We start from the raw sequence: 24,766 nt of genomic DNA, 5'->3' as shown, positions 1-24,766 counted from the left end.
GATTGATCGCCCGAGTCTATACCGCCGCCTGCGGCTATCCCATATCCCCGATCACGGTCTGGATGACCGCCAGTGCCGCCACGGGGGCGGTGTCGCTGCGCAAAATCCGCGGGCCAAGGCGCAAACGCTGCCAGCCGAGGTCGGCCACGCGCCGGATCTCGTCGGGGGTGAGGCCGCCCTCCGGGCCGATAAGGGTCGCGAGTCGGTCGCCGGGCCGGAGGTCGCTGGCCGCATGATCGCCATCGGTATCGAAAATAACGCCGGATGAATCCTCAACCTGCGCCAGGGCCGGCTCGAGTGAGCAGGGCGTCGCGACGGGCGGTATCCGGTTGCGTCCGCACTGCTCGCTGGCCGCCACCGCCACGGCCTGCCAGTGGCGCTGTTTTTTCTCCCAGCGCTCGCGGTCAATCCGTACCACGCAGCGGGCCGTGATCACCGGGATGATCCGTGCAACGCCCAGCTCGGTGGCCTTCTGCACGGCGTAGTCCATGCGCTCGCCCTTGCTGATGGCCTGCAGGAGGGTGACGGCAACCGGTGATTCGGCGTCGCGGTCGAGGAATCGGTCGATACGGGCGTGGGCCCGGCGGCGCTCGAGGGTGACAAGGGTGGCGATGTACTCACCCCCCGTGCCGTCAAAAAGAACAAGCCCGTCACCGCTTCGCAGTCGACGGGCCTGGATATGTCGGACCGCCGTCTCGGGGAGGTCCATCGCCTCCCCGACCGGCGGGATGCCTGTCACATGCAGGCGGGTCGACGGCTCAGTAGCGATAGTGCTCGGGCTTGAACGGTCCATCGACGGTCACACCGATGTAGTCGGCCTGATCCTCGCGCAGCGTCGTCAGCTGCGCACCGATCTTGTCGAGGTGCAGGCGCGCCACTTCCTCGTCCAGATCCTTCGGCAGGACGTACACCTTGTTCTCGTAGCTACCGTCATTGTTGAACAGCGCCATCTGCGCGAGCACCTGGTTGGTGAAGCTCGCCGACATCACGAAGCTCGGATGACCGGTGGCGCAGCCCAGGTTCATCAGGCGACCCTCGGCCAGCAGGATGATCTTCTTGCCGTCGGGGAAGATGATGTGATCCACCTGCGGCTTGATGTTCTCCCACTCGTACTGGCGCAGGCCGGCCACGTCGATCTCGTTGTCGAAATGCCCGATGTTGCAGACGATGGCTTCGTTCTTCATCGCCACCATGTGGTCGTGGTTGATGACGTTGTAGTTGCCGGTGGCACTGCAGAAGATGTCGCCCTTGTCGGCGGCCTCGTCCATGGTGACCACGCGGTAGCCCTCCATGGCCGCCTGAAGGGCGCAGATGGGATCGATCTCGGTGACCCAGACGTTGGCACCCAGGGCCTTGAGGCTCTGCGCACAGCCCTTGCCGACGTCACCGTATCCGGCCACCACCGCGATTTTCCCGGCGATCATGACGTCGGTGGCCCGCTTGAGGCCGTCCACCAGCGACTCGCGGCAGCCATAGAGGTTGTCGAACTTCGTCTTGGTGACCGAGTCGTTGACGTTCATCGCGGGGAAGGGGAGCTCGCCGGTCTGCTGCATCTCGTAGAGGCGCTTGGCACCGGTAGTCGTCTCCTCGGTGACGCCCCTGATCGCCGCCTGGGTGCGGGCGTAGAAACCGGGGTTATCCTGCAGACGCCGGCGGATCGCCGCGAACAGGGCCCGCTCCTCGTTACTGTCCGGGTTGTCGAGGACCGACGGGTCCTGCTCGGCCTTGGCACCCAGGGTGACGGCGAGCGTGGCATCGCCACCATCATCGAGGATCATGTTCGGCTCGGCGTTGGGCCACTCCAGGATCCGATGCGTGAACTCCCAGTAATCCTCCAGCGACTCGCCCTTGTAAGCGAACACCGGAGTGCCATTCTCGGCGATGGCCGCCGCGGCATGATCCTGGGTCGAGTAGATGTTGCAGCTCGCCCAGCGGCACTCGGCACCGAGCGCCTCGAGGGTCTCGATCAGTACCGCCGTCTGAATGGTCATGTGGATGGATCCCGCCACGCGGGCACCCTTCAGCGGCTTCTCGCCGGCATACTTCTCGCGCAGGGCGATCAGGCCGGGCATTTCGGTTTCAGCGATGTCCATTTCGCGACGGCCGAAAGGGGCCAGGCTCGCGTCGGCGATCATCGATCCGGAAAGCTTCGTCTCAACGACAGCGTTCATGGGTTAACTCCATGTGTTGTGGTTGAGCGCCGTTGTTCATTAAAAACCCCGGCATCGAGCCTCCTGTGCCGGCGTCCGGCGCAGTGCAGCGCTCCTCGATACCCGGGCGATCGGGTTGGTTGCTACAGCCCGGCAGCCTCTTTCAGGCTCTCGGCCCGATCGGTGCGCTCCCAGGTGAATGTTTCTTCCTCGCGGCCGAAATGGCCGAAACTCGCGGTCGGCAGGTAGATGGGTCGAACCAGATCCAGCATCCGCAGTATCCCGTACGGTCGTAGATCGAAATGCTCGCGCACGAGTTCCACCAGCCGTGCCTCCGAGACGCGTCCCGTGCCGAAGGTATCGATGGAAATCGACATCGGCTCGGCGACACCGATGGCGTACGCCACCTGGATCTCGCACTTGTCGGCCAGCCCCGCCGCGACGATGTTCTTGGCGACGTAGCGGCAGGCGTATGCCGCCGAACGGTCAACCTTGGACGGATCCTTGCCGGAGAAGGCCCCGCCGCCGTGCCGGGCCATACCGCCGTAGGTATCGACGATGATCTTGCGCCCGGTGAGCCCGCAGTCGCCAACCGGCCCGCCGATCACGAACTGACCGGTGGGGTTGATGAAAAACCGGGTCCGGTCGCTGATCCAGTCGGCCGGGATGACCGGGCGGATGACCTCCTCGAGGATCGCCTCCTGCAGGTCCGCCTGCGAGACGCTATCGTCATGCTGGCTCGACAGCACGACCGTATCCACCGCCACCGGCTTGCCGTCCTCGTAGACAAAGCTGACCTGTGACTTGGCATCGGGCCGCAGCCAGGGCAGTACACCGCTGCGCCGCACCGTGCTATGCCGCTTGACGAGCCGGTGGGCGTAGGTAATCGGTGCGGGCATCAGAACGTCGGTCTCGCGGCAGGCATAACCGAACATCATGCCCTGGTCGCCGGCCCCCTGCTCCTCGGGCGACTCGCGATCCACGCCCTGGTTGATATCCGGGCTCTGCTTGCCGATCGCGTTCAATACCGCGCAGGTCGCGCCATCGAAGCCCACCTCGGCACTGTCATAACCGATGTCCACGATGCGGCGACGCACCAAGTCTTCCAGGTCGATCCAGGCCGAGGTGGTGATCTCGCCGGCGACGATGACCATGCCCGTCTTGACCATGGTCTCGCAGGCGACACGCGCCGCGGGGTCGTCGCGGAGGATTGCATCGAGGATGGCGTCGGAAATCTGGTCGGCGACCTTGTCCGGATGGCCTTCCGAGACCGATTCCGATGTGAATAGGTACTGACTGCCCATGCCTGGTTGCTGGCTCCCTGTGATGAGGACGCTATATACGAGCGCGAAGTGTACCGTTGGTTGCCTGCATGCGGGAAGTTCTGGAGAATTGAAGCCTTTAATCCAAAGCCTCTGCGCCGGAGAATCCGCCCCATGCCCACTCGTCGCGACCTCGCGAATGCCATCCGCGCCCTTTCCATGGACGCCGTCCAGTCCGCCCAGTCCGGTCACCCGGGCGCTCCCATGGGAATGGCGGACATCGCCGAAGTCCTCTGGAATGATTTCGTCCGGCACAATCCGGCCAACCCGTACTGGCCCGACCGCGACCGGTTCGTGCTCTCCAACGGTCACGGGTCGATGCTGATCTACTCGCTGCTGCACCTGACCGGTTACGACGTGCCCATGGACGCGCTGCGCAACTTCCGCCAGCTCGAGTCGGGCACGCCCGGGCATCCGGAAGTCGGTGACACGCCCGGCGTCGAGACGACCACCGGCCCGCTGGGGCAGGGGCTGGCCAACGCGGTGGGCATGGCACTGGCGGAACATATCCTCGCCGGCCAGTTCAATCGCCCCGGCCATCCGCTGGTCGACCATTACACGTACTGCTTTCTCGGTGACGGCTGCCTGATGGAGGGAATCTCCCACGAGGCCTGTTCCCTCGCCGGCACACTGGGCCTTGGCAAGCTGGTCGCGGTCTACGACGACAATGGCATCTCCATTGATGGCAAGGTCCGGGACTGGTTTACCGACGACACGCCCGCACGTTTCCGCGCCTACGGCTGGCACGTCGTCGAGGATGTCGACGGCCATGACGCCGAGGCGGTTCGCGCCGCCATCGAGACAGCCCGGGCGGTCACCGACCGGCCATCGCTGATCTGCGCGAAGACGACCATCGGTTTCGGAGCCCCCAATGCCTGCGGGACCCACGGTGTTCACGGCGCGCCGCTGGGCGACGAGGAGATCCAGGCCAGCCGTGAATTCCTCGGCTGGACCCACGCGCCGTTCGAGATCCCCGACGCCATCTACGATCGCTGGGACGCCCGCGCCCGCGGCAACGCCGCCGAGGCCCGGTGGCGGGAGACCCTTGCCGCCTACCGCGAGGCCCATCCCGAACTGGCCGCCGACTTCGAGCGCCGCATGGCGGGCGAGCTGCCAACCCATTTCGAGGAACATGCCCAGGCGTTTATCGAAAAAGCCCAGGCAGAGGGCGGCAACGACGCAAGCCGCAAGCATTCCCAGGCCGTACTCAACGGCTTCGGTCCGCACCTGCCCGAACTGGTCGGGGGATCGGCGGACCTGACCGGCTCCAACAACACCTGGTGGAAGGGCTGCTCGCCGATAAGCGCCGCGGCCGACGGCGGCAACTACCTGTCCTACGGCGTTCGCGAGTTCGGCATGACCGCCATCATGAACGGGATGAGCCTGCACGGCGGCATCATCCCCTACGCCGGGACGTTCCTGGTGTTCTCGGACTACGCCCGCAACGCGATCCGCATGGCGGCCCTGATGGGGGTGCGCAGCATCCTCGTCTACACCCACGATTCCATCGGGCTGGGCGAGGATGGCCCTACCCACCAGCCGATCGAGCAGCTCCCGAGCCTGCGCCTTATCCCCAATCTCGATGTCTGGCGGCCCTGTGATCTCACCGAGACCGCCGTCGCCTGGCAGATGGCGCTGACGCGCACCAGCGGCCCGAGTGCGATGGCCCTGTCGCGCCAGAAGCTGCCGCACCAGCCGCGCCAGAACGACGCGATCGAAGGTATCCGCCGCGGTGGTTATATACTGCGTGAGCCGGCGGTGACGCCGCAGGGGATCGTCATGGCGAGTGGCTCCGAAGTGGGGATGGCGGTGGAGGCCGCCGATGCCCTCGAAGCCAGGGGTTATGCGATACGGGTCGTCTCGGTCCCGTGTCTCGAGCGCTTCCTCGCCGAGCCCGCCGACTATCGGGAGGCGGTGCTGCCGGCGGCAATCGGTGCGCGCGCCGCGGTCGAGGCGGCAGTCCCCGACAGCTGGCGGGCGCTGGTGGGCAACGAGGCGGGTCTGGTCGGGCTGCGGCAATTCGGTGCCTCGGCACCCGGTAATACCGTCTATGAACACATGGGGCTAACCGCCGAGACGGTGGTTGATGCCCTCGAGCAACAACTAAGCCAGTAAAAACAGGAGTTTATAATATGGCGATCAAGGTAGGAATCAACGGTTATGGCCGAATCGGCCGTAACGTTCTGCGCGGGCTCTACGAGAATGGCCGCAGTGACGAGATCCGGGTCGTTGCCATCAACGATCTGGGCGATGCCGAAACCAACGCCCACCTGACCCGTGTCGACACGGCCCACGGCCGCTTTCCCGGCACCGTCGAGGTCCGTGACGGCAACCTGGTCGTCAACGGTGACGAGATCAAGGTCATGGCGGAGCGTGACCCGGCCAAGCTGCCCTGGGGCGATCTGGACGTTGACGTGGTCATGGAGTGCACCGGGCTGTTTGCCAGCAAGGAAAAGGCCTCGGCCCACCTGCAGGGCGGGGCCCGCAAGGTGCTGATCTCCGCGCCCGGTGGTAACGATGTCGACGCCTCGGTGGTCTACGGCGTCAACCACGGCATCCTGCGTGCCGAGCACCAGGTGGTCTCGAACGCCTCCTGCACCACCAACTGCCTGGCGCCGCTCGCCAAGCCGCTCAACGATGCCATCGGCATCGAGCAGGGGCTGATGACGACCATTCACTCCTACACCAACGACCAAGTGCTGACCGACGTCTACCACAAGGATCTGCGCCGCGCCCGGAGCGCGACCATGTCGCAGATCCCGACCAAGACCGGTGCGGCCGCCATGGTCGGGCTGATCCTGCCGGAGCTGGATGGCCGCCTCGATGGCTATGCCATGCGCGTGCCGACCATCAACGTCTCCATCGTGGATCTGTCGTTCATCGCATCGCGGGATACCTCGGTGGAAGAGATCAACCGCGTGGTCAAGGAGGCCAGCGAGGGCGAGCTCAAGGGTGTGCTCGCCTACAGCGACGGTCCCTACGTGTCGGTGGACTTCAATCACGATGCCCATTCCTCGAGCTTCGACGCGACCATGACCAAGGTCGGCGGCCGACTGGTGAAGGTCTGCGCCTGGTATGACAACGAGTGGGGCTTCTCCAACCGGATGCTCGATACCGCTATCGCCATGATGAAGGCCAAGTAATGACGGTTCGGACACTGGACGACGTCAGCCTCGCCGATCAGCGGGTGCTGGTGCGCGAGGATCTGAACGTGCCGCTGAAGGCGGGCGAGATCGTGGACGAATCGCGGCTGCGGGCCGCGGTGCCAACGCTTCAGCGCCTGCTCGACGCCGGCGCCCGGGTGATGGTGATGAGCCATCTGGGCCGGCCGAAGGCGGGTGGTTTCGACCCCGAGGCGTCGATGGCGCCGGTGGGCCGGCGGCTCGGCGAGCTGCTGGGCCGCGAGGTGCCGGTGGTGCGCGACTGGCTGGACGGCGAGACCGTCCCGGCGGCCGGTGAACTGGTCCTCTGCGAGAACGTGCGCTTCAACGACGGCGAAACGGATAACGACGAGGATCTCTCGCGGCGCATGGCGAAACTCTGCGATCTGTTCGTCATGGACGCCTTCGGCACCGCCCATCGCGCCCAGGCCTCGACCCACGGGGTGGCACGCTTTGCGCCCGATGCCGTGGCCGGGCCGCTGCTCGCCGCCGAGCTCGAGGCGCTCGGCAAGGCCCTGGAATCCCCCGCCCGGCCGCTGGTCGCGATCATCGGTGGCTCCAAGGTCTCGAGCAAGGTGACCGTCCTCGAGCAGCTGACCGATCGCGTGGATCAGCTGATCGTCGGTGGTGGCATCGCCAATACCTTCATCGCCGCGGCCGGCTACGGAGTGGGCAAGTCGCTGGTCGAGGCGGATTTCATCGATACCGCCCGGTCGCTGATGGACAAGGCCCGGGCCGCGGGGGGCGAGATCCCCGTCCCCGAGGACGTGATCGTTGCCGACGAGCCGAGCGAGTCCGCCGAGGCGCGGGTGCGCGACGTCGATGCCGTGGGTGACAACGAGATGATTCTCGATGTCGGCCCGAAGACCGCGGCCGCCTATGCCGAGCGCCTGCGCCAGGCCGGAACGGTGGTCTGGAACGGCCCGGTGGGCGTGTTCGAGATCGAGGCCTTTGCTGCAGGCACGCAGGCACTGGCCAACGCCATTGCGGATTCCGCGGCGTTTTCCATCGCGGGGGGTGGCGATACGCTGGCCGCGGTGGCGAAGTACGGCGTCGAGGATCGCATTTCATACATCTCCACCGGCGGTGGGGCGTTCCTCGAATTCCTCGAGGGCCGCGAGCTGCCCGCAGTGGCGATACTGGATCGATAAAAAAGGGGACAGGGCCAATGAGCCGTCAGACAAAAATAGTGGCAACCCTCGGCCCGGCAACGACGGACGAGGAGTCGCTGCGGGGGATCGTCGACGCCGGTGTCGACATGGTGCGAATGAACCTATCGCATGGTGATCATGACGAGCATCGTGCCCGCGAGCAGACCCTGCGTCGTACCGCGCGGGCCGCCGGCCGGGTGGTCGGCATGCTCTGCGACCTGCAGGGCCCGAAGATCCGCGTCGAGCACTTCGTCGGCGGGTCGGTGGAGCTGGAGGATGGCGCCGCCTTTTTCCTCGATCCGGAACTCGACGGCGATGCCGGCAATACCGAGGGGGTGGGCGTGGCCTACGCCGGCCTGCCCGAGGACGTGGTGGCCGGCGATATCCTGTTGCTGGCCGACGGGCTGATCCGCCTGCAGGTCGAGCGCATCGAGGGCACCCGCATCCACACCACCGTGCTGGTCGGCGGTACGCTCGGTGACCGCAAGGGCATCAACCGGCTCGGGGGCGGCCTGTCGGTGCGCGCCCTCACCGACAAGGACCGGGTGGATATCAAGCTCGCCGCCGAGCTCGAGGCCGACTACATGGCCGTGTCCTTCCCCCGCGACGGTGCGGATATCGACGAGGCACGCTCACTGCTGCGCGAGGCCGGCGGTCATGGCGGCATTGTCGCCAAGATCGAACGCCACGAGGCGGTGGAGGCCCTCGACGAGATCATGGAGGCCGCCGATGCGGTGATGATCGCCCGCGGCGACCTGGCGGTGGAGATCGGCGATGCTCAGCTCCCCGGTGTGCAGAAGCGCATCATGCGCATGGCCCGCGAGCGGGACTGCGTGGTGATCACCGCGACACAGATGATGCAGTCAATGGTCGAGAGCCCCATGCCGACCCGGGCCGAGGTGCTCGACGTGGCCAACGCCGTCCTCGACGGCACCGATGCGGTCATGCTCTCCGAAGAGACCGCGATGGGGCACTATCCGGCGGAAACGGTGGGCGCCATGTCGCGGGTCTGCGTGGGGGCCGAGACCTATGCCGACGAGACGCGTCCTACCGTCGGGCTGCCATCCGGCGTGCATTTCGACCGTATCGACGAGGCCATCGCCAAGACCGCGATCACCACGGCGAACAGCCTCGGTGCCAGGGCGATCGCCGCCCTGACCGAGTCCGGTGCCACCGCGATGTGGATGTCGCGGATCGGGACGGATATCCCCATCTATGCCCTCTCCGAGCAGCCGCGGACGCGTCGCAAGGTCACCCTCTACCGGGGCGTCAACCCGATCCGGTTTGATCCGACCCAGCGCGAGCACGATGCGGTCAACCGCGAGGCGGTGGCCGAGCTCAAGGGGATGGGTGCCGTCGGTGATGATGACCTGGTGGTGATCACCAAGGGCGACCTCGCCGGTGAGCAGGGCGGGACCAACGCCATGAAGGTGGTGAAGGTCAGCGAGATCGTCTAGCTCGCGCCGGTAAGCCGCCTCTCCGCCTCGCGGTATTTCGCCGCCGTCTGATCGATCACGGCCGCCGGCAGATCGGGGGCCGGCGGCGTCTTGTCCCAGTCCAGCGTCTCCAGGTAATCGCGGATGTATTGCTTGTCGAAGCTGGGCGGGGAGCTGTCCGGCCGGTACTCACTGGCCGGCCAGAACCGGCTGGAGTCGGGCGTCAGCGCCTCGTCGATCCAGACCAGGTCGCCAGCGCTGTCGAGGCCGAACTCGAACTTGGTATCGGCGATAATAATGCCGCGCCTGCGGGCATACGCCGCCGCCTCGCTGTAGAGCCCCAGGGTGATGCGGCGCAGCCGCTCGGCCATGTCGCGGCCGAGGCCCTCCACAACCGCCTCGAAGCCGACATTCTCGTCGTGATCGCCCGCCTCGGCCTTCGTCGACGGCGTAAACAGCGGCTGCGGGAGCGGATCGGCCTGGCGCAGGCCACGCTCGAGGCGGATGCCGCAGAGATGCCCCGTCGCCTGGTAGTCCTTCCAGCCCGAGCCGATGAGATAGCCGCGGGCAATGGCCTCGAAGGGCAGCGGATCGACCCGCTTGACCAGCGTGGCCCGACCGGCAATCTGCTCACGCTCGGCAGGATCACTGAGGACGGCCTCGAGCGGCAGGCCGAGGCGCTGATCCGGGAGGCGGCCGGCGAGCTGCTCGAACCAGAAGCCCGACAGCCGGTTGAGTACCGCCCCCTTGCCGGGGATCGGATCCGGCAGTACCACGTCGAAGGCGGAGAGCCGATCGGTGGTCACGACCAGCAGCGTGCGGTCATCTACCGTGTAGATGTCGCGGACCTTGCCCCGCTGCAGTAACGGCAGGCTCTGGATCTCGCTTTGGTAGAGGCGCTCGGGCGGCAATTCAGGCTCCTTTCTTGATCTGCTCGAAGGCCGCCAGCGCCGCCTGACGGCTTTCCTTCAGGTCGACCAGCGGATGCGAATAGTTGACCCCCAGGGTGACACCCGCGTCACGAAGGACACCGGCCGGGGCCTGCCAGGGGGCCTGGCGGTGTTTGGCGGGTAACCCGGCGAGCGCCGGCAGCCAGTGCGCGATGTAGGCGCCCTCCGCATCAAAGCGCTCGCCCTGGCGGATCGGGTTGAACACGCGGAAGTAGGGCGCGGCATCGGCGCCACTGCCCGCCACCCACTGCCAGCCGAGGCTGTTGCTGGCCAGGTCGGCATCCACCAGCTTATCCCAGAACCAGGCCTCGCCGGCCTGCCAGGGCAGGCGCAGGTTTTTGACCAGGAACGAGCCCACCACCATGCGGATGCGGTTGTGCATCCAGCCCGTGGTGTAGAGCTCGCGCATGCCCGCATCCACCAGCGGGATGCCGGTCTCGCCGCGCTGCCAGGCCCCGAGGAGTTGATCGCCCGGATCCTCCTGCCAGGGGAAATCGGCGAACCGCGGGTTCAGGGGCTCATCGGGGAATTCGGGATGGTGATACAGCACATGCTGGGCGAACTCGCGCCAGCCGATCTCCGAGAGGAACATCTCGGCACTGTCGAGCCGATCGCCCTCGGCGCCATGGCGCGCGAGCTGCGCCTGTACCGCCTGCCAGATCTGCCGGGGACTGATCTCGCCATGGTGGAGATGCGGCGAGAGTCGCGAGGTGCCGGCGACAGCCGGCCGCTCTCGACCCTCGCGATACTCCGCCAGGGCCATCTCCAGGAAGCCCTCGAGCCGGTCATGGGCGCCCTGCTCGCCGGGCCGCCAGGTGCTTTGGAGTCCCTCCGCCGAGTCGCTCGGCGGTAGCAGGTCGAGCGCATCCAGCGGGGCGGTGATGCCCGCCGAGGGGACGACGCTGCCGGTCAGGCCGTGCGCGCCATCGGTGGTGGCCAGATCCGCCGGGACGCCGAGCGGCGGGGCCGGTTCGGGCTGTCGCCGGCAGGCCCGCCAGAACGGCGTAAAGGCCTTGTAGTCGCCGCCGGTGCCGGTCTGGATGGTCCAGGGCTCGTGGAGCAGCGCGGCATTGTGGCTGTGCGCGTCAATGCCCTCGGCCTTCAGGCCCTGTTTGACCCGGGTGTCGCTCGCGATCCGCGCCGGCTCGTAGAGGCGGTTCCAGTGCACCGCCTCCGCGCCGGTCTCGGCCACCAGGTCCATGAGCGCGCCCAGGCTGTCGCCCTCGCGGATGATCAGCGGCAGGCCGTGCGCGGCGAGGGCGTCGGCCATCGCCCGCAGGCTGTGGTGCAGCCACCAGTTGCTGGCATTGCCCGGCGCCCAGTCACCGGCCTCCGCCGGGGCGTGGATATACACCGGGATCACGGCCCGTCCGGACCGTGCCGCGGCATGCAGTGCCGGGTTGTCGGCAAGACGCAGGTCGCGACGGATCCAGTAGAGGGCAGGGTGCATGGTGAGAGGTCCTTGTGTTGCGCGGAGCCATTGGCCAGCCAGGGCTGTCTGACTTCATAATCATACCGATCCACAGTTCAGGGGCACAGGGAATCATGACGGCAACAACGACACAGGGCGGACGCGTCGTCCTCATCACCGGGGCCAGCGCCGGGATTGGCGAGGCGCTCGCCATCAAGCTGGCACGCGACCACTGGCAGGTGGTCGTCAGCGCTCGTCGCGAGGAGGCGCTGCGCGCCATCGGCGAGGCCCACCCGGACATCGCCGACCGGATCCACCCCTACCCGCTGGACGTCACCGACCCTGAGGCCTGTGAACGGGTGTTCACTGCGGTGGAAGCCGAGATCGGCGAGCTCGACACGGTAATTCTCAATGCCGGTGACTACGACCCCATGCCCCTCGACGACTTCGACCCCGCGGTGTTCCGGCGCCTGGCGGAGGTCAACTACCTGGGCACGGTCAACGGCGTCGGCGCGGCCCTGTCACTGATGCGCCCGCGCGCACGGGGCCAGATCCTGGTGACCGCCAGTCTCTCGGCCTATCGCGGCCTGCCGCAGGCGGCGCCCTATGGCGCCAGCAAGGCGGCGGTGCTGAACATGGCCGAGTCCCTGCGACCGGCGCTGCAGGGAACGGGCGTATCACTGCGCGTGATCAACCCCGGTTTCGTGAAGACCCGGCTCACCGAAAAGAACCGCTTCCACATGCCGCAGCTCATCTCGCCGGAGCGCGCGGCGGACTACATCCACGACGAAATCGACGACGAGGGCTTCGAGATCGTGTTTCCCAAGCGCTTCGCCTACACGCTCAAGTTCCTGCGACTGTTGCCCTACAAGCTCTATTTCGCGCTGACCCGGCGCATGGTCCAGTCGTGACGGCGCTCGAGCGCTATGGCGAATTCTTTGCCGGTATGCAGCCGGCGGACCTGGATCGGCTGGACGATGTGTTCGTGGACAACGCCCGTTTCCGCGACCCGTTCAATGATGTCGAGGGCATCGCCGCGATCCGGGCGGTGTTCGAGCATATGTACGCCAACTGCGCCGAGGCGCGCTTCGAGGTGCTTGAGTCGGTGGGCGAGGACGATATCGGCTATCTGCGCTGGCGCTTCCACTTCCGGCTCAAGCGGGACAAGGCCGCGCGGCGCCCGGTCGACGGCGTCTCCCGGATCGTGCTCGCCGATGATGGGCGTGTCCGCGAGCATGTCGACTACTGGGATGCCGCCGGCGAGCTCTACGAGCAGTTCCCGGTTATCGGCGGGCTGATGCGCTGGCTGCGCTCGAGGCTCGCGGTGGCGACCGACTAGTCCGCCGGGTTCGGCGTGGCGGGGTGCCCGGCCTCCGCATCACGGACCCGGGCCCGGGTCGCAACCTGCGCCCGCCGGTCGTGCGGGAAATTCCACATCAGCGCGGTGGCGGCCAGCTTGAAGCCGATCGGGACGGCGCCGTAGAACAGTGCCAGGGCAAAGGTGCCGTCGCGGTCCTCGACCTGCGTGGCATCGAATCCGAACCACTCCAGCAGCGGAAAGGCGATGCCGACGGCCAGGGCGAGGGCGAGCTTGGTCGCCATGTTCCAGATGCCGAAGTAGAGTCCAGTGCGCCGGCCGCCGCCGGCGGCGGTGTCGAGGTCCACCAGGTCGGCCTGGATCGCCGCCGGCAGGGCCATATCCACCGCCACGCCCACCCCGGAGAGCAGGCAGATGATCAGAAACGCGGTGGTGTCCCCGGGGCCGAGGAACGGTACCGCCGCGAAGATCAGCGAAGTCCACAGCATCGACAGCGCCCAGGCCCGGTGCTTGCCGATTTTCCGTGACAGCCACAGCCAGCCCGGCAGCGCGGCGATTCCCACCACGAAATAGATCAGCAGCAGGGGGCCGGTCCAGCTCTCGGCGCGCAGGACATGGATAACGAACAGCGTGAACAGCGACGCCGGCAGGCCGTTCGCGAGGCCGTTCATGACATAGGCCGCGAGCAGGCGCAGAAAGGGGTGGTTGTGTCGAAGCAGTTGCCAGCCCTCGCGCCAGCCGACGCTATGCGAGGTGAGCCGGTACTCCGGGACCCGCCATAGCGTCAGTGCCACCACCGGCGGCAGCACCAGCACCAGCAGCCAGGCGAGACCCGACAGCGTCTCGGCATCGGCCCGACCCGCGCCGGCGAGGGTGGGCCAGGCGATGGCGAGGAGGGTGCCGGCGAGCATGAGCCCCTCGCGGCTCGCGGTCAGGCTGGCGCGCTGGTCATAGTCCTCGGAGAGCTCGGCACCCCAGGCGGTATAGGGCAGCGACATCAGCGTCCAGCCCAGGTAGGCGGCGAGGCCCCAGCCCAGCAGGTACCCCAGCCCGACCGCCTCGGGGGGGCGGAACAGCGCCCAGGCACTGACCAGCAGTATCGGCATGCCCGCGGCGATGAGCGGGCGGCGGCGCCCCCAGCGTGTCTGCAGGCGATCACCGAGGCTGCCGATGAGCGGATCGGTGACCACATCCCAGAGCCGCGCGACGAGCAATGCCGTGCCCACCGCGGCGAGACCGAGTGTCTCGCCATAGAAACCCGGCAGGAAGACGTACATGGGTACGCCCATGACGGCCAGCGGCACCGCCGGCAGGCCGTAGAACAGGATCTGACCGCGGGTAAGGCTCACGGCCGGCGCAGCAACACGCGTTTCACGTCGATGCTCTCGGTGCGGAACCCGGCGTAGCAGTAGGCGAGGTAATAGCGCCACATGTTGATGAAGTAATCATCAAAGCCGAGCTCCCGAATCCGTGACAGTGCCTGGACGAAGCGGGCATCCCATTGCAGCAGCGTGGTCGCATAGTGCTGACCGAGGCCGGTGGACTCGAGCACTTCGAGGCCGCCGCCGGTGCTCTCCTGCTCCAGCCGCTCCGGGGTTGGCAGCATGCCACCGGGGAAGATGTAGCGCTGAATGAAATCGGGTCGGCGGCGGTAATCCTCGAACCGGTCCTCTTCGATGGTGATGCCATGCAGCCCGATCCGCCCGCCGGGGCGTACCCGGTCATGGAGCATCCGGAAGTAGGCGGGCCAGTAGTCTTCGCCCACCGCCTCGAGCATCTCGATGGAAACGGCGTGATCGTACCGGCCACGGGTATCGCGGTAGTCCTCGAGCCGCAGATCCACCTGGTCGGCGAATCCCGCCTCGGCGATCTGGCGACGCGCCCACGCGAGCTGTTCGGTGGACAGGGTCAGACCGGTGACCTTGATGCCGCGACGCGCCGCGGCCATTGCAAAGCCACCCCAGCCGCAGCCGATCTCTAGGATATGCTCGCCGGGTTGGGCACCGAGGGTATCGAGCAGCTGGTCGTACTTGTTGCGCTGGGCCTCGGCGAGGGGCTGATCGGGGCGCTCGAAGATCGCCGCCGAATAGGTCATCGTCTCGTCGAGCCAGTGGCGATAGAACTCGTTGCCCAGATCGTAATGCGCCGCGATGTTGCGGCGGCTGCCCTGCTGGGTGTTGCGGCGCCCGCGGTGATGCAGCGACAGGCGCAGGCGATGCAGCCACGACGGCTCCATGCGCTGCTGGAAGGCATCCTCGTTGCGCTGCATCAGCTCGAGCAGATGCGCAATATCGGGGCTCGACCACTCGCCGGCCATGTAGCTCTCGGCGAAGCCCACCGACCCGCGCGTCGCGATCCGCATCATCATTCGCATTGGCCGATGCAGCCGCAAGATGCCGGTGGGGCCGGCCTCGCCGCCCTGAATGAGGAAGTCCTCGCCGTCGGGCATCTGTCCTTCCATCCGGCCCCGGCGCAGGCGGCTGAACCATCCCAGCAGAATGCGTCCGGCCAGGGGCAGGGGCGAGGGCAGGTCGATGACCGACTCCTGATGACTCGTCATTGGCTAATCTCCGAATCCGGCGGCGCCGATTTGCGGTGGTAGCGTCCACCCCGGAGCCAGATTTTGAGGGCCTGCCAGTGGATGGCAGCAATCACTTTCAGCGTCATGAATGGTACCGTCACCGCAGCGCGGAGCAAGCCCCGATCACCGCCGCGCCGACGTTCACCGGACTGCACCGCGATCAGCGCCGGTGTCTCGGGGTTGTCGACGTTGTGCCAGTTCACGGTGGCCCCGTAGCGCTCGCCCGGAACCTGGATGCGGAACTGGTAGTGCCCGTTGCGGGGCAGGAACGGCGAGACGTGGAAGACCTTGCTCGCCGAATCGCGCAGGCGCTCGGGAAGCGCCGCGCCCTGTTCGTGCAGCAGGTAGCCATGCCATTCGCCGAAGGTGTTGCGGACCTCGGCGAGCACGGCACGCAGCGATCCGTCCGCGTGTCGGCAGAACCACAGCGTGAGCGGATTGAATACATACCCCATCACCCGCGGATAGCAGAGGATCTGCACCCGCCCGCCATCAAGGTCGATGCCCGCTTCGGCCAGCCGCGCATCGATCCACGGGCGCAGCGGCGAGCCGTCCTTGGGGCCGTGATCGCGGTCGCGGAATCCGATCAGGTTGAAGCGGTTATGCGAGAACAGCCGGTGACGACGTGCGGCCTCGTCCAGTCGGTCGATATCCAGCAGCAGGCTGAATACCCGGTAGCTGAAGCGATACTTCGGCTCGATCCGGCGCTCGTGGATCAGCTCCCCGCCGTAGAGCGTGAGTGCGTCGTCCGCCGTCATGCCATCGTCGCTCCCCGCCACGGGGCCGGGGCACCGAGCTGCCCGGCCACGCGGATGGCGCTTGCCAGTGCATCCTCGTGAAAGCCGTAGCCGTGATAGCTGCCGCAATACCAGATCCGATCATTGCCCTGAATGCCCGGCAGACCCGCCTGGGCATCAATGGCCGCCTGGTCGAACACGGGGTGGTCGTAGCGCATGCGGCGCATCACCGTCTCCGGCTCGGGCGTTTCCAGCGGGTTGAGCGTCACGAATACATCCGTCTCAGTCGCAAGGGTCTGCAGCCGGTTCATCCAGTAGGTCACCGACACCGGTCGCTTTCCATCGACGCTCTCGGTGGTCAGATGGTTCCACGAGGACCACACGGCGCGCCGCTTCGGCATCAGGCGCGGGTCGGTATGCAGCCAGGCGTCGTTGGTCTGGTAGCCGAATGCGCCCAGCAGGTTGGCCTCCTCGGTGTGGGGGGCGTCAAGCATCGCGAGGGTCTGATCGCCATGGGCGGCAATGACCACCTCGTCGAACTCGCCCAGCTCCCCGTCCTTGCCGGCGAGTCGCACCCCCGTTTCGGTGCGGCGCACCGAGCGCACCGGTGTCGAGGTGTGGATATGGGCGATGGCGGGACGCATGCGCTGGATGTATTCCCGGCTGCCGCCATTGACGGTCCGCCACTGGGGGCGGTCCTTGAGCTGGATCAGTCCGTGGTTGCGGAAAAACTGCAGAAAGGATCGCGCCGGGAACGCCAGCATGACGTCCTGCGGGCAGGACCAGATCGCCGCGCTCATGGGCAGCAGGTAATAGCGTCGGAACGCCTCGCCCATGCCCAGCTGATCGAGCAGCTCGCCCAGGCTGATGTCGTCACCCTGCTCACCGCTCTCGAGCCGCTCGTTGGCCGCTTTGTTAAAGCGCAGGATATCGCGCACCATGCCGAGGAAACGCGGGCGGACCAGGTTGCGGCGCTGCGCGAACAATGTCCCCAGGCCGCTACCGGCATACTCCAGATCGATATCGGTCGCGGCAAAGGCGAACGACATGTTCGAGTCCTGCGTGGGCACGTCGAGATGCTCGAACAGCGCCTTGAGTTGCGGGTAGTTGGGGTCGTTGTAGACGATAAAACCGGTATCGACGGGGATTGATCCCTCGGGCAGGTCACAGGCGATCGTGTTGCTGTGTCCGCCGAGCCGGTCGGCCGCCTCGAACAGGGTGACTTCATCACGTTGCGAGAGCAGCCAGGCGGCACCGAGACCGGCGACACCGCCACCCACCACCGCGATTTTCCGAGATTCCATGCAATACTCACCATTGGTTAAGGACGCCGCATTCTACAACCTTTACAGGCCATCGATGGCGCGATCATGACACCGGAGTAGACCGTGACCCCCATGCATGAATTCACCCCGCTCAACCTGGCGATACTGACGATCTCCGACACCCGGCGGCCCGAGGACGACCGCTCCGGGCAGGTGCTGGTGGAACGGGCCGAGGCCGATGGCCACCGCATCGCCGCGCGCTCCATCGTCATCGACGACCGCTATGCCATTCGCGCGGCCGTCTCGGCCTGGATCGCCGATGCGGCGGTGAACGCCGTGATCTGTACCGGCGGGACCGGGTTCAGCGAACGCGATGTCACGCCCGAGGCCGTCGAGGTGCTCTTCGATCGCCCGATCCCCGGCTTCGGCGAACTGTTCCGGCAGATCTCCTACGCCAGTATCGGCACATCGACGCTGCAGTCGCGGGTGGTGGCCGGCATCGCCAACCAGACCCTGATCGCCGCGCTGCCGGGCTCGCCCGGTGCCTGTCGGGATGGCTGGCAGGGCATCCTCCGCGAGCAGCTCGACGCCTCTCACCGGCCCTGCAACCTCGCCGAGCTCGCCCTGGGCGTTTGATGGCGGCGGTGCACCGGCAGCGCCCCCGGGGTCAGATGCGGCGGCGCATCCTCCGGCTTGCCGCCGACTGGCTCCAGCAGCGCGGTTATCACGGCTTCAGTTTCGGTCAGCTGGCCGAGGCGCTGGAGGTGCAGAGCAGCGCCATCCACTATCACTTCCCGACCAAGGCCGACCTGGCAACGGCGCTGTTTCGCCAGTACCGCGACGAGCTCGCCGGGTGGCGGGCACAGATGGCGGACGCCCGACTCGAGCCCGATGAGCGGATCGAGCGGTTCCTCGATCTGGAGGCCCGCGATCTCGAGGGCGAACACGTTGGCCCGCTGGGGATCGCGGCGGTGGAATACGCCAGTCTGCCGTCCGCGGCCTGCGCCGAGGCCGAGGCCCTGTGCGATGATCTGATCGACTGGCTGACGGCCACCCTGGTCGCCGGTCGGGCAGCAGGTCGGCTCGATTTCCCCGGTGACGCCGGCGATCAGGCCTGCGCCATCATGGCGGCGGCCCAGGGCGCTCTGCAGCTGGCCCGGATTCATGGCCGCAGTGACTTCGCCGCGGTGCGTCGGGCGATCCTCGCGGGGGTGATGTCACGGGGCGTCTGACGCCCGGTTCTGCTACGATTCGCGCCCATGAAAGATCTGATTGTCGCCCCCTCGATTCTCGCCGCCGATCTCGCCCGCCTGGGCGAGGACGTCGATCATGTCCTGCGTGCCGGTGCCGACTGGGTGCACTTCGACGTCATGGACAATCATTACGTCCCCAACCTCAGCTTCGGCCCGCCGGTGTGCCAGGCCCTGCGCCGCTATGGCATCGCCGCACCGATCGACGTCCACCTGATGGTCAAGCCGGTGGATCGCATCATTCCCGACTTTGCCGCGGCGGGGGCCAACCTGATCAGCTTCCACCCGGAGGCCAGCGAGCATGTCGACCGCAGCCTGCAGCTGATCCGCGACCAGGGCTGCCAGACCGGGCTGGTCTTCAACCCGGCGACGCCGCTGGACTGCCTGCGCCATGTGCTCGACAAGGTCGATCTGATCCTGCTCATGTCCGTCAATCCGGGGTTCGGGGGCCAGAAATTCCTGCCCGGCACCCTCGACAAGCTGCGCGAGGCGAGGGCGATGATCGACGCCTCGGCGCGGCCGATTCGCCTCGAGGTGGATGGTGGCGTCGGACCTGATAATATCGAGGAGGTAGTGGCTGCCGGGGCCGATACCGTGGTGGCCGGTTCGGCGATCTTCGGCCAGCCCGATTACGCCACCGTGATCAACGATATGCGCGATCGCGCCGCAAGGGCCGGTTCATGAGGTTGTCCCGTCCCGCCGCCGTCCTCTTTGATCTGGACGGCACGCTGGTGGATAGCGCGCCGGATCTGACCACCGCCGTCAACCGCAGTCTCGCCGATATCGATCGCCCGCCCCTAACCGAGGACCAGGTCTGCGCCTGGATCGGTAATGGTGCGCGGCTGCTGGTGGCCCGGGCGCTGGCGGGCGAGCGCGACATCACGGTCGAGCCGCCGGCGACCGACGCCGCCGTGGCGCGGTTTTTCGTCCACTACCACGACTGCCTGTGCGAGCACAGCCGCCTCTATCCGGGAGTCCTCGAGGGGCTCGACCAGCTTCGGGCGATGGGGCTGCCGATGGGGGTCGTGACCAACAAACCGGCGGCCTTTACCACGCCGCTCATGGAGGCGCTGGGGATCGCCGGCTACTTCGGCGTGGCGGTGAGCGGCGACACCCTGGGCGTGAAAAAGCCCGACCCGGCTCCCCTCATCCACGCCGCGGAGCGGCTCGGTGTCGCGATCGGGGACTGCGTTTATGTCGGTGACTCGGCGGCGGATCGCACGGCGGCCGAGGCCGCGGGCTCGCCACTGGTGCGGGTGCCTTACGGCTATCCCGGTGACGATGCTATCTTTGCCGACCATTCGGCCGCGATGACCCTCACCGTCGACCAGCTCGCCGCGGGCCTGGCGACAGAGTCCAGGAAGATGCCATGAACGAGGAAACCATCGCCGAGCATGCCCGCGAGGGCTATAACCGTGTGCCGCTGGTCCGCGAGCTGCTCGCGGACCTGGAGACTCCGCTGTCCACCTACCTCAAGGTGGCGGCCGGGGCCGGCAGTTATCTCTTCGAGTCGGTCCAGGGCGGCGAGAAGTGGGGGCGCTACTCGATCATCGGGCTGCCCTGCCAGCGTCAGTACCGCATTCACGGTCATCGTATCGAGACCTGGGAAGACGGGATCTGCCGCCACGAGGAGTCCGTGGACGATCCCCTCGACTGGGTCGAGCGCCGTCATCGGGCGGTGCGTGCCGCGCCCCCGGAAAACCTCCCCGGACTGCCGCGCTTTATCGGCGGGCTGGTGGGCTACTTCGGCTACGACACCATTCGCTACATCGAGCCGCGGCTGGCTGAGTGCCCCAACCCGGATACGCTGGGCGTGCCGGATATCCTGCTCATGGAGTCCGAGGAGGTGCTGGTCTTCGACAACCTCGCCGGCCGGCTCTACCTGGTGGTCAATATCGACCCGGCGGAAGCCGACGGGCTCCACCGCGGTGAGGCACGGCTCGATACGCTCGCCGAGCAGCTGCGCGTGCAGGCCCTGAGTGACGGGCAGCGCACGCCGCCGCGGGTGGTGGCCGAGGAGGATTTCGACTCCTCCATCGAGCGCGAAGACTACGAGGCGATGGTCGAGCGGATCCGCGATTACATTATCGACGGCGACTGCATGCAGGTCGTGCCGTCGCGGCGCATGAGCGCCGATTACCACGGCCGGCCGCTGGATCTGTACCGGGCCCTGCGCTGCACCAACCCGTCGCCGTACCTGTTTTTTCTCGACTTCGGCGATTTCCAGGTGGTGGGCTCGTCGCCGGAGATCCTCGCCCGGCTCGAGGACGGCGAGGCGACCCTGCGACCCATCGCCGGGACCCGCCGTCGCGGCGCCACGGCGGAGGAAGACCGGGCGCTGGAGGCGGAGCTGCTGGACGATCCCAAGGAGCGCGCCGAGCATCTGATGCTCATCGACCTGGGGCGCAATGACATCGGCCGGGTGAGCGAGGTGGGCAGCGTGCGACTCACCGATCGCATGACCATCGAGCGCTACAGCCACGTCATGCATATCGTCTCCAACGTCACCGGGCGCCTGCGCGAGGGCCTGGGGCCGATGGATCTGCTGCGCGCCACGCATCCGGCGGGTACCCTGAGCGGTGCCCCCAAGATCCGGGCGATGGAGATCATCGACGAGGTCGAACCGGTCAAGCGCGGCGTCTACGGCGGGGCAGTGGGGTATCTTTCCTGGTCGGGCAACATGGATACCGCCATCGCCATTCGGACCGCCGTGATCAAGGACGGCCGGGTCCATGTGCAGGCCGGCGGCGGCGTGGTCCACGACTCGGATCCGGCGGCGGAGTGGGAAGAGACGGTTAACAAGGGCCGGGCACTGTTCCGGGCGGTCGCCATGGCGGAAGCCGGCCTCGATCAGCGCTGAGCAGGAGGCGCCCATGCTTTTAATGATCGATAACTACGACTCGTTTACCTATAACCTCGTCCAGTACCTGGGCGAGCTGGGGGCCGATGTCGAGGTGCACCGCAACGACGCAATCGACCTGGCGACGATCGAGCGGCTGCGGCCCGAGCGTATCGTGCTCTCGCCGGGTCCCTGTACCCCCGATGAGGCGGGCATCTCGCTGGCGGTGGTGGAGCGCTTCGCGGGGCGGCTGCCGATCCTGGGCGTGTGCCTGGGCCACCAGGCGATCGGCCAGGCCTTCGGCGGGGCGGTAATCCGGGCCAAGACCGTGATGCACGGCAAGACCTCGCAGGTGCACCACCACGATCAGGGGGTGTTCGCGGGCCTGCCCAACCCGCTCGAGGCGACGCGCTACCACTCGCTGGTGCTCGAATCGGCGACGCTGCCGGACTGCCTCGACGTCACCGCCTGGAGCGAGCTGGATAACGGCGACCGCGAGGAGATCATGGGCGTTCGGCATCGAGAGCTGGACGTGGAGGGTGTGCAGTTCCACCCCGAGTCGATCCTGACCCGGACCGGCCATGATCTGTTACGCAATTTTCTGACCCGGCCGGCGGCCGCGGCCTGACCCAGGGGGAGTGACGATGGAGATGCAGGCGGCGATTCGCCGGGTGATGGCGCACGGTGATCTCGACGATGCCGACATGACAGCGGTGATGCAGCGGATCATGACCGGCGAGGCGACACCGGCGCAGATCGGCGGGTTTCTGATCGGCCTCGGCATGAAGGGCGAGACGGTGACCGAGATCGCCGCGGCGGCCGGGGTGATGCGCGAGCTGGCCATGCGCGTGGAGGTCGACCGAACGCACCTGGTCGATACCTGCGGCACGGGAGGTGACGCCCGCGGCACCTTCAACATCTCCACCGCGACGGCGTTCGTGGTGGCGGAGGCCGGCGGCCGTGTTGCCAAGCACGGCAATCGCTCGGTCTCGAGCGCCTCGGGCAGTGCCGATCTGTTGCAGATCGCCGGCGCGCGCCTGGATCTGGAGCCGGCGGCGGTGGCGGAGTGCATCGACACGGTCGGGGTCGGGTTCATCTTCGCGCCCCAGCACCACCAGGCGATGCGTCACGCCATCGGCCCGCGCAAGGAGATGGGCGTGCGGACACTGTTCAATCTGTTGGGCCCCCTCACCAACCCCGCCGGCGCCCCCAACCAGTTGCTGGGTGTCTATGACGCGAAGTGGGTGCGGCCGCTGGCAGAGGTGCTGCGCAGCCTTGGCAGCGAGCGCGTCATGGTGGTTCATTCCGAGGATGGTCTCGACGAGATCAGTATCGCCGCGCCCACCCATGTGGCGGAGCTACGTGACGGCGAGGTGCGCGAGTATACGATTCGGCCGGAGGACTTCGGCCTCGAGTCGGCGTCACTCGAGGATCTGCGGGTCGACTCCGCCGAGCGCAGCCTCGAGGTGATCAAGGCGATCTTCGACGGCCTGCCCGGCCCCGCCGCCGACCTGCTGGCGCTGAATGCCGGGGCGGCCATCCATGTCGCTGGCCTGGCGGATCACCTCGGCGACGGTGTCGCCCACGCCCGCCGTTTGCTGGCGAGCGGCGCGGTGCGGACGCGCTTTGACCGTTTCGTGGCCACCAGCCAGCGCCTTGGCGCACCGGCATGAGCGGCCTGCCCGACACGCCGGACATCCTGCGCCGCATCATCGCGAGCAAGGTGGAGCGGGTGCAGGAACGCCGCCGGCAGATAAGTGCCTCGCAGCTCGAATCGCAACTCGCCGACGCGCCGCCCGTGCGTGGCTTTCGCGCGGCGCTCGAGGCGCGCATCGCGGTGGGGCAGGCGGGCGTCATCGCCGAGATCAAGAAGGCCTCGCCGAGCAAGGGCGTGCTGCGCGAGGATTTCGATCCGGCGGCCATCGCCCGTAGCTATGCACGGGGCGGGGCCGCCTGTCTGTCGGTGCTCACCGAGGCGGATTTCTTTGCCGGTGCCGATGCCCATCTCGAGCAGGCGCGCACGGCCTGTCACTGCCCGGTGATCCGCAAGGATTTCATTTTCGATGACTACCAGGTGCTCGAGGCCCGGGTGCTGGGCGCCGACTGCGTGTTGCTGATCGTCGCGGCACTGGACGATGCGCAGCTGTCCGCACTCTACCAACGGGCGCGGTCGCTGGGGATGGATGTGCTGGTGGAGGTCCATGACGGCGCCGAGCTCGATCGCGCGCTGCGCCTCGGCGGGGACCTGATCGGCATTAACAACCGCGACCTGCGCAGCTTCGAGACCACGCTCGAGACCACGGCTCGTCTCGCGCCCTCGGTACCCGAGGGCGTCCGGCTGGTCACCGAAAGCGGCATCCATACCCGCGACGATGTGGCCACGATGCGGGCCCGGGGGATCGACGCATTCCTGGTGGGCGAGGCCTTCATGCGCGCCGAGTCGCCCGGCGATCGGCTCGCCGAGCTCTTCGACTGACTAGCGGGCGGCGTGGACGACGATGGTCCGTCCCTTCGCCGAGATGAGTTGTTCGTTCTCCATGTCCCGCAGTACCCGGCCGACCATTTCCCGTGAGCAGCCCACCAGGCGTCCGAGCTCGATGCGCGTGACCTTGAGCTGCATGCCGTCGGGGTGGGTCATGGCGTCGGGCTGGCGTGCCAGGTCGTGCAGGGTGGCGATGACCCGGCCGCGGACGTCCTCGAACGCCAGCGCCCGGAAGCGTCGGTTGGTGTCGCGCAGGCGGCGCGTGATCTGCTCGAGCAGAGGCTGCAGAACCACCGGGTGATCGTCCTGCAGTCGCGCGAAGCGGGTGTAGCTGATCTCCGCGAACTCGCAGGTGGTCCGCGTCCGGATCCACGCACTGCGCTCCGGCGCCTCGAGGAAAAGCCCCATTTCGCCGATAAAGTCGCCGGGATTGAGGTAGGCAAGGATGAGCTCCCGCCCGTCGCTGTCTTCCTCGAGCACGCTCACCGAGCCCCGCAGCAGCAGGTACAACCGGTCGCTCTCTGCGCCCTGGTGGATGAGCGTCGAGTGGGGGCGGTAGCGGCTGCGACCGCAGTGTCGCAACAGTTCGACAATGGACGGACGCTGGAAAAAACGATAGCTCGCGGGTGACATGGAACCCTCCCTGTTTTCTTGTTTCTTCGTCGGTTACCCGACGACGGACGTTATACTGCGGCTCAATACCGGGGAAATGC

24 protein-coding genes and 1 riboswitch are annotated in these 24,766 nt (G+C 67.1%); of the genes, 14 read left to right on the top strand and 10 right to left on the bottom strand.

All coding sequences use genetic code 11. The features are described from left to right. Nucleotides 1–34: 34 nt before the first annotated feature. The 3 genes from EV698_RS07345 to metK form a co-directional block, all read right to left on the bottom strand. A complete protein-coding gene (locus EV698_RS07345; RefSeq protein ID WP_130503439.1) occupies nucleotides 35–793 on the bottom strand; it encodes a 16S rRNA (uracil(1498)-N(3))-methyltransferase in 759 nt (252 codons plus the stop codon). Beyond that, on the bottom strand, nucleotides 759–2,171 hold the full coding sequence (gene ahcY, locus EV698_RS07340; protein WP_130503438.1) for an adenosylhomocysteinase: 1,413 nt from the start codon (nucleotides 2,169–2,171) through the stop codon (nucleotides 759–761). Before ahcY ends, EV698_RS07345 begins: the two co-directional genes overlap by 35 nt. Before the next feature lie 17 nt (nucleotides 2,172–2,188). Continuing rightward, nucleotides 2,189–2,274: riboswitch (S-adenosyl-L-homocysteine riboswitch) on the bottom strand. Nucleotides 2,275–2,293: 19 nt separating this feature from the next. Continuing rightward, the gene (gene metK, locus EV698_RS07335) at nucleotides 2,294–3,454 is read right to left on the bottom strand and encodes a methionine adenosyltransferase (protein WP_130503437.1); all 1,161 of its coding nucleotides are present in this window, start codon (nucleotides 3,452–3,454) and stop codon (nucleotides 2,294–2,296) included. A 132-nt stretch (nucleotides 3,455–3,586) separates the two neighbouring features. Here metK and tkt point away from each other — a divergent pair, with 132 nt between their 5' ends. Genes tkt through pyk form a run of 4 tightly spaced genes read left to right on the top strand, consistent with a single transcriptional unit; the run spans nucleotide 3,587 to nucleotide 9,241 of the window. Continuing rightward, a complete protein-coding gene (gene tkt / locus EV698_RS07330) occupies nucleotides 3,587–5,587 on the top strand; it encodes a transketolase (RefSeq protein ID WP_130503436.1) in 2,001 nt (666 codons plus the stop codon). Nucleotides 5,588–5,604: 17 nt separating this feature from the next. Further along, nucleotides 5,605–6,615 carry a type I glyceraldehyde-3-phosphate dehydrogenase gene (gene gap / locus EV698_RS07325; protein WP_130503435.1) on the top strand — a complete coding sequence of 337 codons (1,011 nt, stop codon included), beginning with the start codon at nucleotides 5,605–5,607 and terminating at the stop codon, nucleotides 6,613–6,615. Next, complete coding sequence (locus EV698_RS07320; protein WP_130503434.1) at nucleotides 6,615–7,784, top strand: phosphoglycerate kinase; 1,170 nt, start codon at nucleotides 6,615–6,617, stop codon at nucleotides 7,782–7,784. The genes gap and EV698_RS07320 overlap by 1 nt, the downstream gene beginning before the upstream one ends. Before the next feature lie 17 nt (nucleotides 7,785–7,801). After that, nucleotides 7,802–9,241 (top strand): pyruvate kinase, encoded by a 1,440-nt coding sequence (gene pyk / locus EV698_RS07315; RefSeq protein WP_130503433.1) that lies wholly within the window; start codon nucleotides 7,802–7,804, stop codon nucleotides 9,239–9,241. On the opposite strand, the gene EV698_RS07310 is transcribed toward pyk, so the two are convergent. Together EV698_RS07310 and EV698_RS07305 are read right to left on the bottom strand one after the other, a co-directional pair. Continuing rightward, nucleotides 9,238–10,131 (bottom strand): phosphoribosylaminoimidazolesuccinocarboxamide synthase, encoded by an 894-nt coding sequence (locus EV698_RS07310; protein ID WP_130503432.1) that lies wholly within the window; start codon nucleotides 10,129–10,131, stop codon nucleotides 9,238–9,240. The two genes, pyk and EV698_RS07310, sit on opposite strands and share 4 nt — an antisense overlap. Nucleotide 10,132: 1 nt before the next feature. Next, entirely contained in the window at nucleotides 10,133–11,620 is a 1,488-nt protein-coding gene (locus tag EV698_RS07305) for a cryptochrome/photolyase family protein (protein ID WP_130503431.1), read from the bottom strand. Between the two features lie 95 nt (nucleotides 11,621–11,715). On the opposite strand from EV698_RS07305, the gene EV698_RS07300 reads away from it, so the two are divergent. Then, complete coding sequence (locus tag EV698_RS07300; RefSeq protein ID WP_130503430.1) at nucleotides 11,716–12,492, top strand: SDR family NAD(P)-dependent oxidoreductase; 777 nt, start codon at nucleotides 11,716–11,718, stop codon at nucleotides 12,490–12,492. Then, nucleotides 12,489–12,920 (top strand): nuclear transport factor 2 family protein, encoded by a 432-nt coding sequence (locus EV698_RS07295; protein ID WP_130503429.1) that lies wholly within the window; start codon nucleotides 12,489–12,491, stop codon nucleotides 12,918–12,920. The genes EV698_RS07300 and EV698_RS07295 overlap by 4 nt, the downstream gene beginning before the upstream one ends. Here EV698_RS07295 and EV698_RS07290 read toward each other — a convergent pair. From EV698_RS07290 to EV698_RS07275, 4 genes are read right to left on the bottom strand one after another with little or no spacing between them, the layout of a single operon-like run. Continuing rightward, entirely contained in the window at nucleotides 12,917–14,188 is a 1,272-nt protein-coding gene (locus tag EV698_RS07290) for an MFS transporter (RefSeq protein WP_130504055.1), read from the bottom strand. The two genes, EV698_RS07295 and EV698_RS07290, sit on opposite strands and share 4 nt — an antisense overlap. 56 nt (nucleotides 14,189–14,244) lie before the next feature. Next, nucleotides 14,245–15,459, bottom strand: coding sequence for an SAM-dependent methyltransferase (locus EV698_RS07285; protein ID WP_130503428.1), 1,215 nt, complete (start codon nucleotides 15,457–15,459; stop codon nucleotides 14,245–14,247). Beyond that, nucleotides 15,456–16,238 carry a DUF1365 domain-containing protein gene (locus tag EV698_RS07280; RefSeq protein WP_130503427.1) on the bottom strand — a complete coding sequence of 261 codons (783 nt, stop codon included), beginning with the start codon at nucleotides 16,236–16,238 and terminating at the stop codon, nucleotides 15,456–15,458. Before EV698_RS07280 ends, EV698_RS07285 begins: the two co-directional genes overlap by 4 nt. After that, nucleotides 16,235–17,521 carry an NAD(P)/FAD-dependent oxidoreductase gene (locus tag EV698_RS07275; protein WP_130503426.1) on the bottom strand — a complete coding sequence of 429 codons (1,287 nt, stop codon included), beginning with the start codon at nucleotides 17,519–17,521 and terminating at the stop codon, nucleotides 16,235–16,237. Before EV698_RS07275 ends, EV698_RS07280 begins: the two co-directional genes overlap by 4 nt. Before the next feature lie 93 nt (nucleotides 17,522–17,614). On the opposite strand from EV698_RS07275, the gene moaB reads away from it, so the two are divergent. Genes moaB through trpC form a run of 8 tightly spaced genes read left to right on the top strand, consistent with a single transcriptional unit; the run spans nucleotide 17,615 to nucleotide 24,047 of the window. Then, nucleotides 17,615–18,118 (top strand): molybdenum cofactor biosynthesis protein B, encoded by a 504-nt coding sequence (moaB, locus tag EV698_RS07270; protein WP_130504054.1) that lies wholly within the window; start codon nucleotides 17,615–17,617, stop codon nucleotides 18,116–18,118. Beyond that, nucleotides 18,118–18,714 (top strand): TetR/AcrR family transcriptional regulator, encoded by a 597-nt coding sequence (locus EV698_RS07265; protein ID WP_130503425.1) that lies wholly within the window; start codon nucleotides 18,118–18,120, stop codon nucleotides 18,712–18,714. Before moaB ends, EV698_RS07265 begins: the two co-directional genes overlap by 1 nt. A 27-nt stretch (nucleotides 18,715–18,741) precedes the next feature. After that, on the top strand, nucleotides 18,742–19,416 hold the full coding sequence (gene rpe / locus EV698_RS07260) for a ribulose-phosphate 3-epimerase (protein WP_130503424.1): 675 nt from the start codon (nucleotides 18,742–18,744) through the stop codon (nucleotides 19,414–19,416). Beyond that, entirely contained in the window at nucleotides 19,413–20,105 is a 693-nt protein-coding gene (locus tag EV698_RS07255) for a phosphoglycolate phosphatase (RefSeq protein WP_130503423.1), read from the top strand. The genes rpe and EV698_RS07255 overlap by 4 nt, the downstream gene beginning before the upstream one ends. Beyond that, nucleotides 20,102–21,592: an anthranilate synthase component I gene (gene trpE / locus EV698_RS07250; protein ID WP_130503422.1), complete on the top strand. Its 1,491-nt coding sequence runs from the start codon at nucleotides 20,102–20,104 to the stop codon at nucleotides 21,590–21,592. The genes EV698_RS07255 and trpE overlap by 4 nt, the downstream gene beginning before the upstream one ends. A 13-nt stretch (nucleotides 21,593–21,605) precedes the next feature. Further along, complete coding sequence (locus tag EV698_RS07245; RefSeq protein ID WP_130503421.1) at nucleotides 21,606–22,199, top strand: anthranilate synthase component II; 594 nt, start codon at nucleotides 21,606–21,608, stop codon at nucleotides 22,197–22,199. A gap of 16 nt (nucleotides 22,200–22,215) precedes the next feature. Next, the gene (gene trpD / locus EV698_RS07240; protein WP_130503420.1) at nucleotides 22,216–23,244 is read left to right on the top strand and encodes an anthranilate phosphoribosyltransferase; all 1,029 of its coding nucleotides are present in this window, start codon (nucleotides 22,216–22,218) and stop codon (nucleotides 23,242–23,244) included. A 5-nt stretch (nucleotides 23,245–23,249) separates the two neighbouring features. Beyond that, nucleotides 23,250–24,047 (top strand): indole-3-glycerol phosphate synthase TrpC, encoded by a 798-nt coding sequence (trpC, locus tag EV698_RS07235; protein ID WP_207220546.1) that lies wholly within the window; start codon nucleotides 23,250–23,252, stop codon nucleotides 24,045–24,047. Here trpC and crp read toward each other — a convergent pair whose 3' ends face one another. Continuing rightward, a complete protein-coding gene (gene crp / locus EV698_RS07230) occupies nucleotides 24,048–24,686 on the bottom strand; it encodes a cAMP-activated global transcriptional regulator CRP (RefSeq protein WP_130503418.1) in 639 nt (212 codons plus the stop codon). Between the last annotated feature and the right edge of the window lie 80 nt (nucleotides 24,687–24,766).

It is taken from the genome of Spiribacter vilamensis (assembly GCF_004217415.1).
Taxonomy (GTDB): domain Bacteria; phylum Pseudomonadota; class Gammaproteobacteria; order Nitrococcales; family Nitrococcaceae; genus Spiribacter; species Spiribacter vilamensis.
The sequence above is the reverse complement of the archived record's forward strand: the minus strand, read 5'-3'. Positions and strand labels throughout refer to the sequence as shown.

What these genes read in the sequence shown, in the direction of transcription:
- trpD (WP_130503420.1), top strand. Translation starts at nt 22,216, where the DNA reads ATGGAGATGCAGGCGGCGATTCGCCGGGTGATGGCGCACGGTGATCTC.
- EV698_RS07280 (WP_130503427.1), bottom strand. Translation starts at nt 16,238, where the DNA reads ATGACGGCGGACGACGCACTCACGCTCTACGGCGGGGAGCTGATCCAC.
- ahcY (WP_130503438.1), bottom strand. Translation starts at nt 2,171, where the DNA reads ATGAACGCTGTCGTTGAGACGAAGCTTTCCGGATCGATGATCGCCGAC.
- moaB (WP_130504054.1), top strand. Translation starts at nt 17,615, where the DNA reads ATGCATGAATTCACCCCGCTCAACCTGGCGATACTGACGATCTCCGAC.
- EV698_RS07320 (WP_130503434.1), top strand. Translation starts at nt 6,615, where the DNA reads ATGACGGTTCGGACACTGGACGACGTCAGCCTCGCCGATCAGCGGGTG.
- tkt (WP_130503436.1), top strand. Translation starts at nt 3,587, where the DNA reads ATGCCCACTCGTCGCGACCTCGCGAATGCCATCCGCGCCCTTTCCATG.
- metK (WP_130503437.1), bottom strand. Translation starts at nt 3,454, where the DNA reads ATGGGCAGTCAGTACCTATTCACATCGGAATCGGTCTCGGAAGGCCAT.
- crp (WP_130503418.1), bottom strand. Translation starts at nt 24,686, where the DNA reads ATGTCACCCGCGAGCTATCGTTTTTTCCAGCGTCCGTCCATTGTCGAA.
- EV698_RS07345 (WP_130503439.1), bottom strand. Translation starts at nt 793, where the DNA reads ATGGACCGTTCAAGCCCGAGCACTATCGCTACTGAGCCGTCGACCCGC.
- pyk (WP_130503433.1), top strand. Translation starts at nt 7,802, where the DNA reads ATGAGCCGTCAGACAAAAATAGTGGCAACCCTCGGCCCGGCAACGACG.
- EV698_RS07300 (WP_130503430.1), top strand. Translation starts at nt 11,716, where the DNA reads ATGACGGCAACAACGACACAGGGCGGACGCGTCGTCCTCATCACCGGG.
- EV698_RS07265 (WP_130503425.1), top strand. Translation starts at nt 18,118, where the DNA reads ATGGCGGCGGTGCACCGGCAGCGCCCCCGGGGTCAGATGCGGCGGCGC.
- EV698_RS07285 (WP_130503428.1), bottom strand. Translation starts at nt 15,459, where the DNA reads ATGACGAGTCATCAGGAGTCGGTCATCGACCTGCCCTCGCCCCTGCCC.
- gap (WP_130503435.1), top strand. Translation starts at nt 5,605, where the DNA reads ATGGCGATCAAGGTAGGAATCAACGGTTATGGCCGAATCGGCCGTAAC.
- EV698_RS07255 (WP_130503423.1), top strand. Translation starts at nt 19,413, where the DNA reads ATGAGGTTGTCCCGTCCCGCCGCCGTCCTCTTTGATCTGGACGGCACG.
- EV698_RS07305 (WP_130503431.1), bottom strand. Translation starts at nt 11,620, where the DNA reads ATGCACCCTGCCCTCTACTGGATCCGTCGCGACCTGCGTCTTGCCGAC.
- EV698_RS07245 (WP_130503421.1), top strand. Translation starts at nt 21,606, where the DNA reads ATGCTTTTAATGATCGATAACTACGACTCGTTTACCTATAACCTCGTC.
- rpe (WP_130503424.1), top strand. Translation starts at nt 18,742, where the DNA reads ATGAAAGATCTGATTGTCGCCCCCTCGATTCTCGCCGCCGATCTCGCC.
- EV698_RS07275 (WP_130503426.1), bottom strand. Translation starts at nt 17,521, where the DNA reads ATGGAATCTCGGAAAATCGCGGTGGTGGGTGGCGGTGTCGCCGGTCTC.
- EV698_RS07290 (WP_130504055.1), bottom strand. Translation starts at nt 14,188, where the DNA reads ATGGGCGTACCCATGTACGTCTTCCTGCCGGGTTTCTATGGCGAGACA.
- trpE (WP_130503422.1), top strand. Translation starts at nt 20,102, where the DNA reads ATGAACGAGGAAACCATCGCCGAGCATGCCCGCGAGGGCTATAACCGT.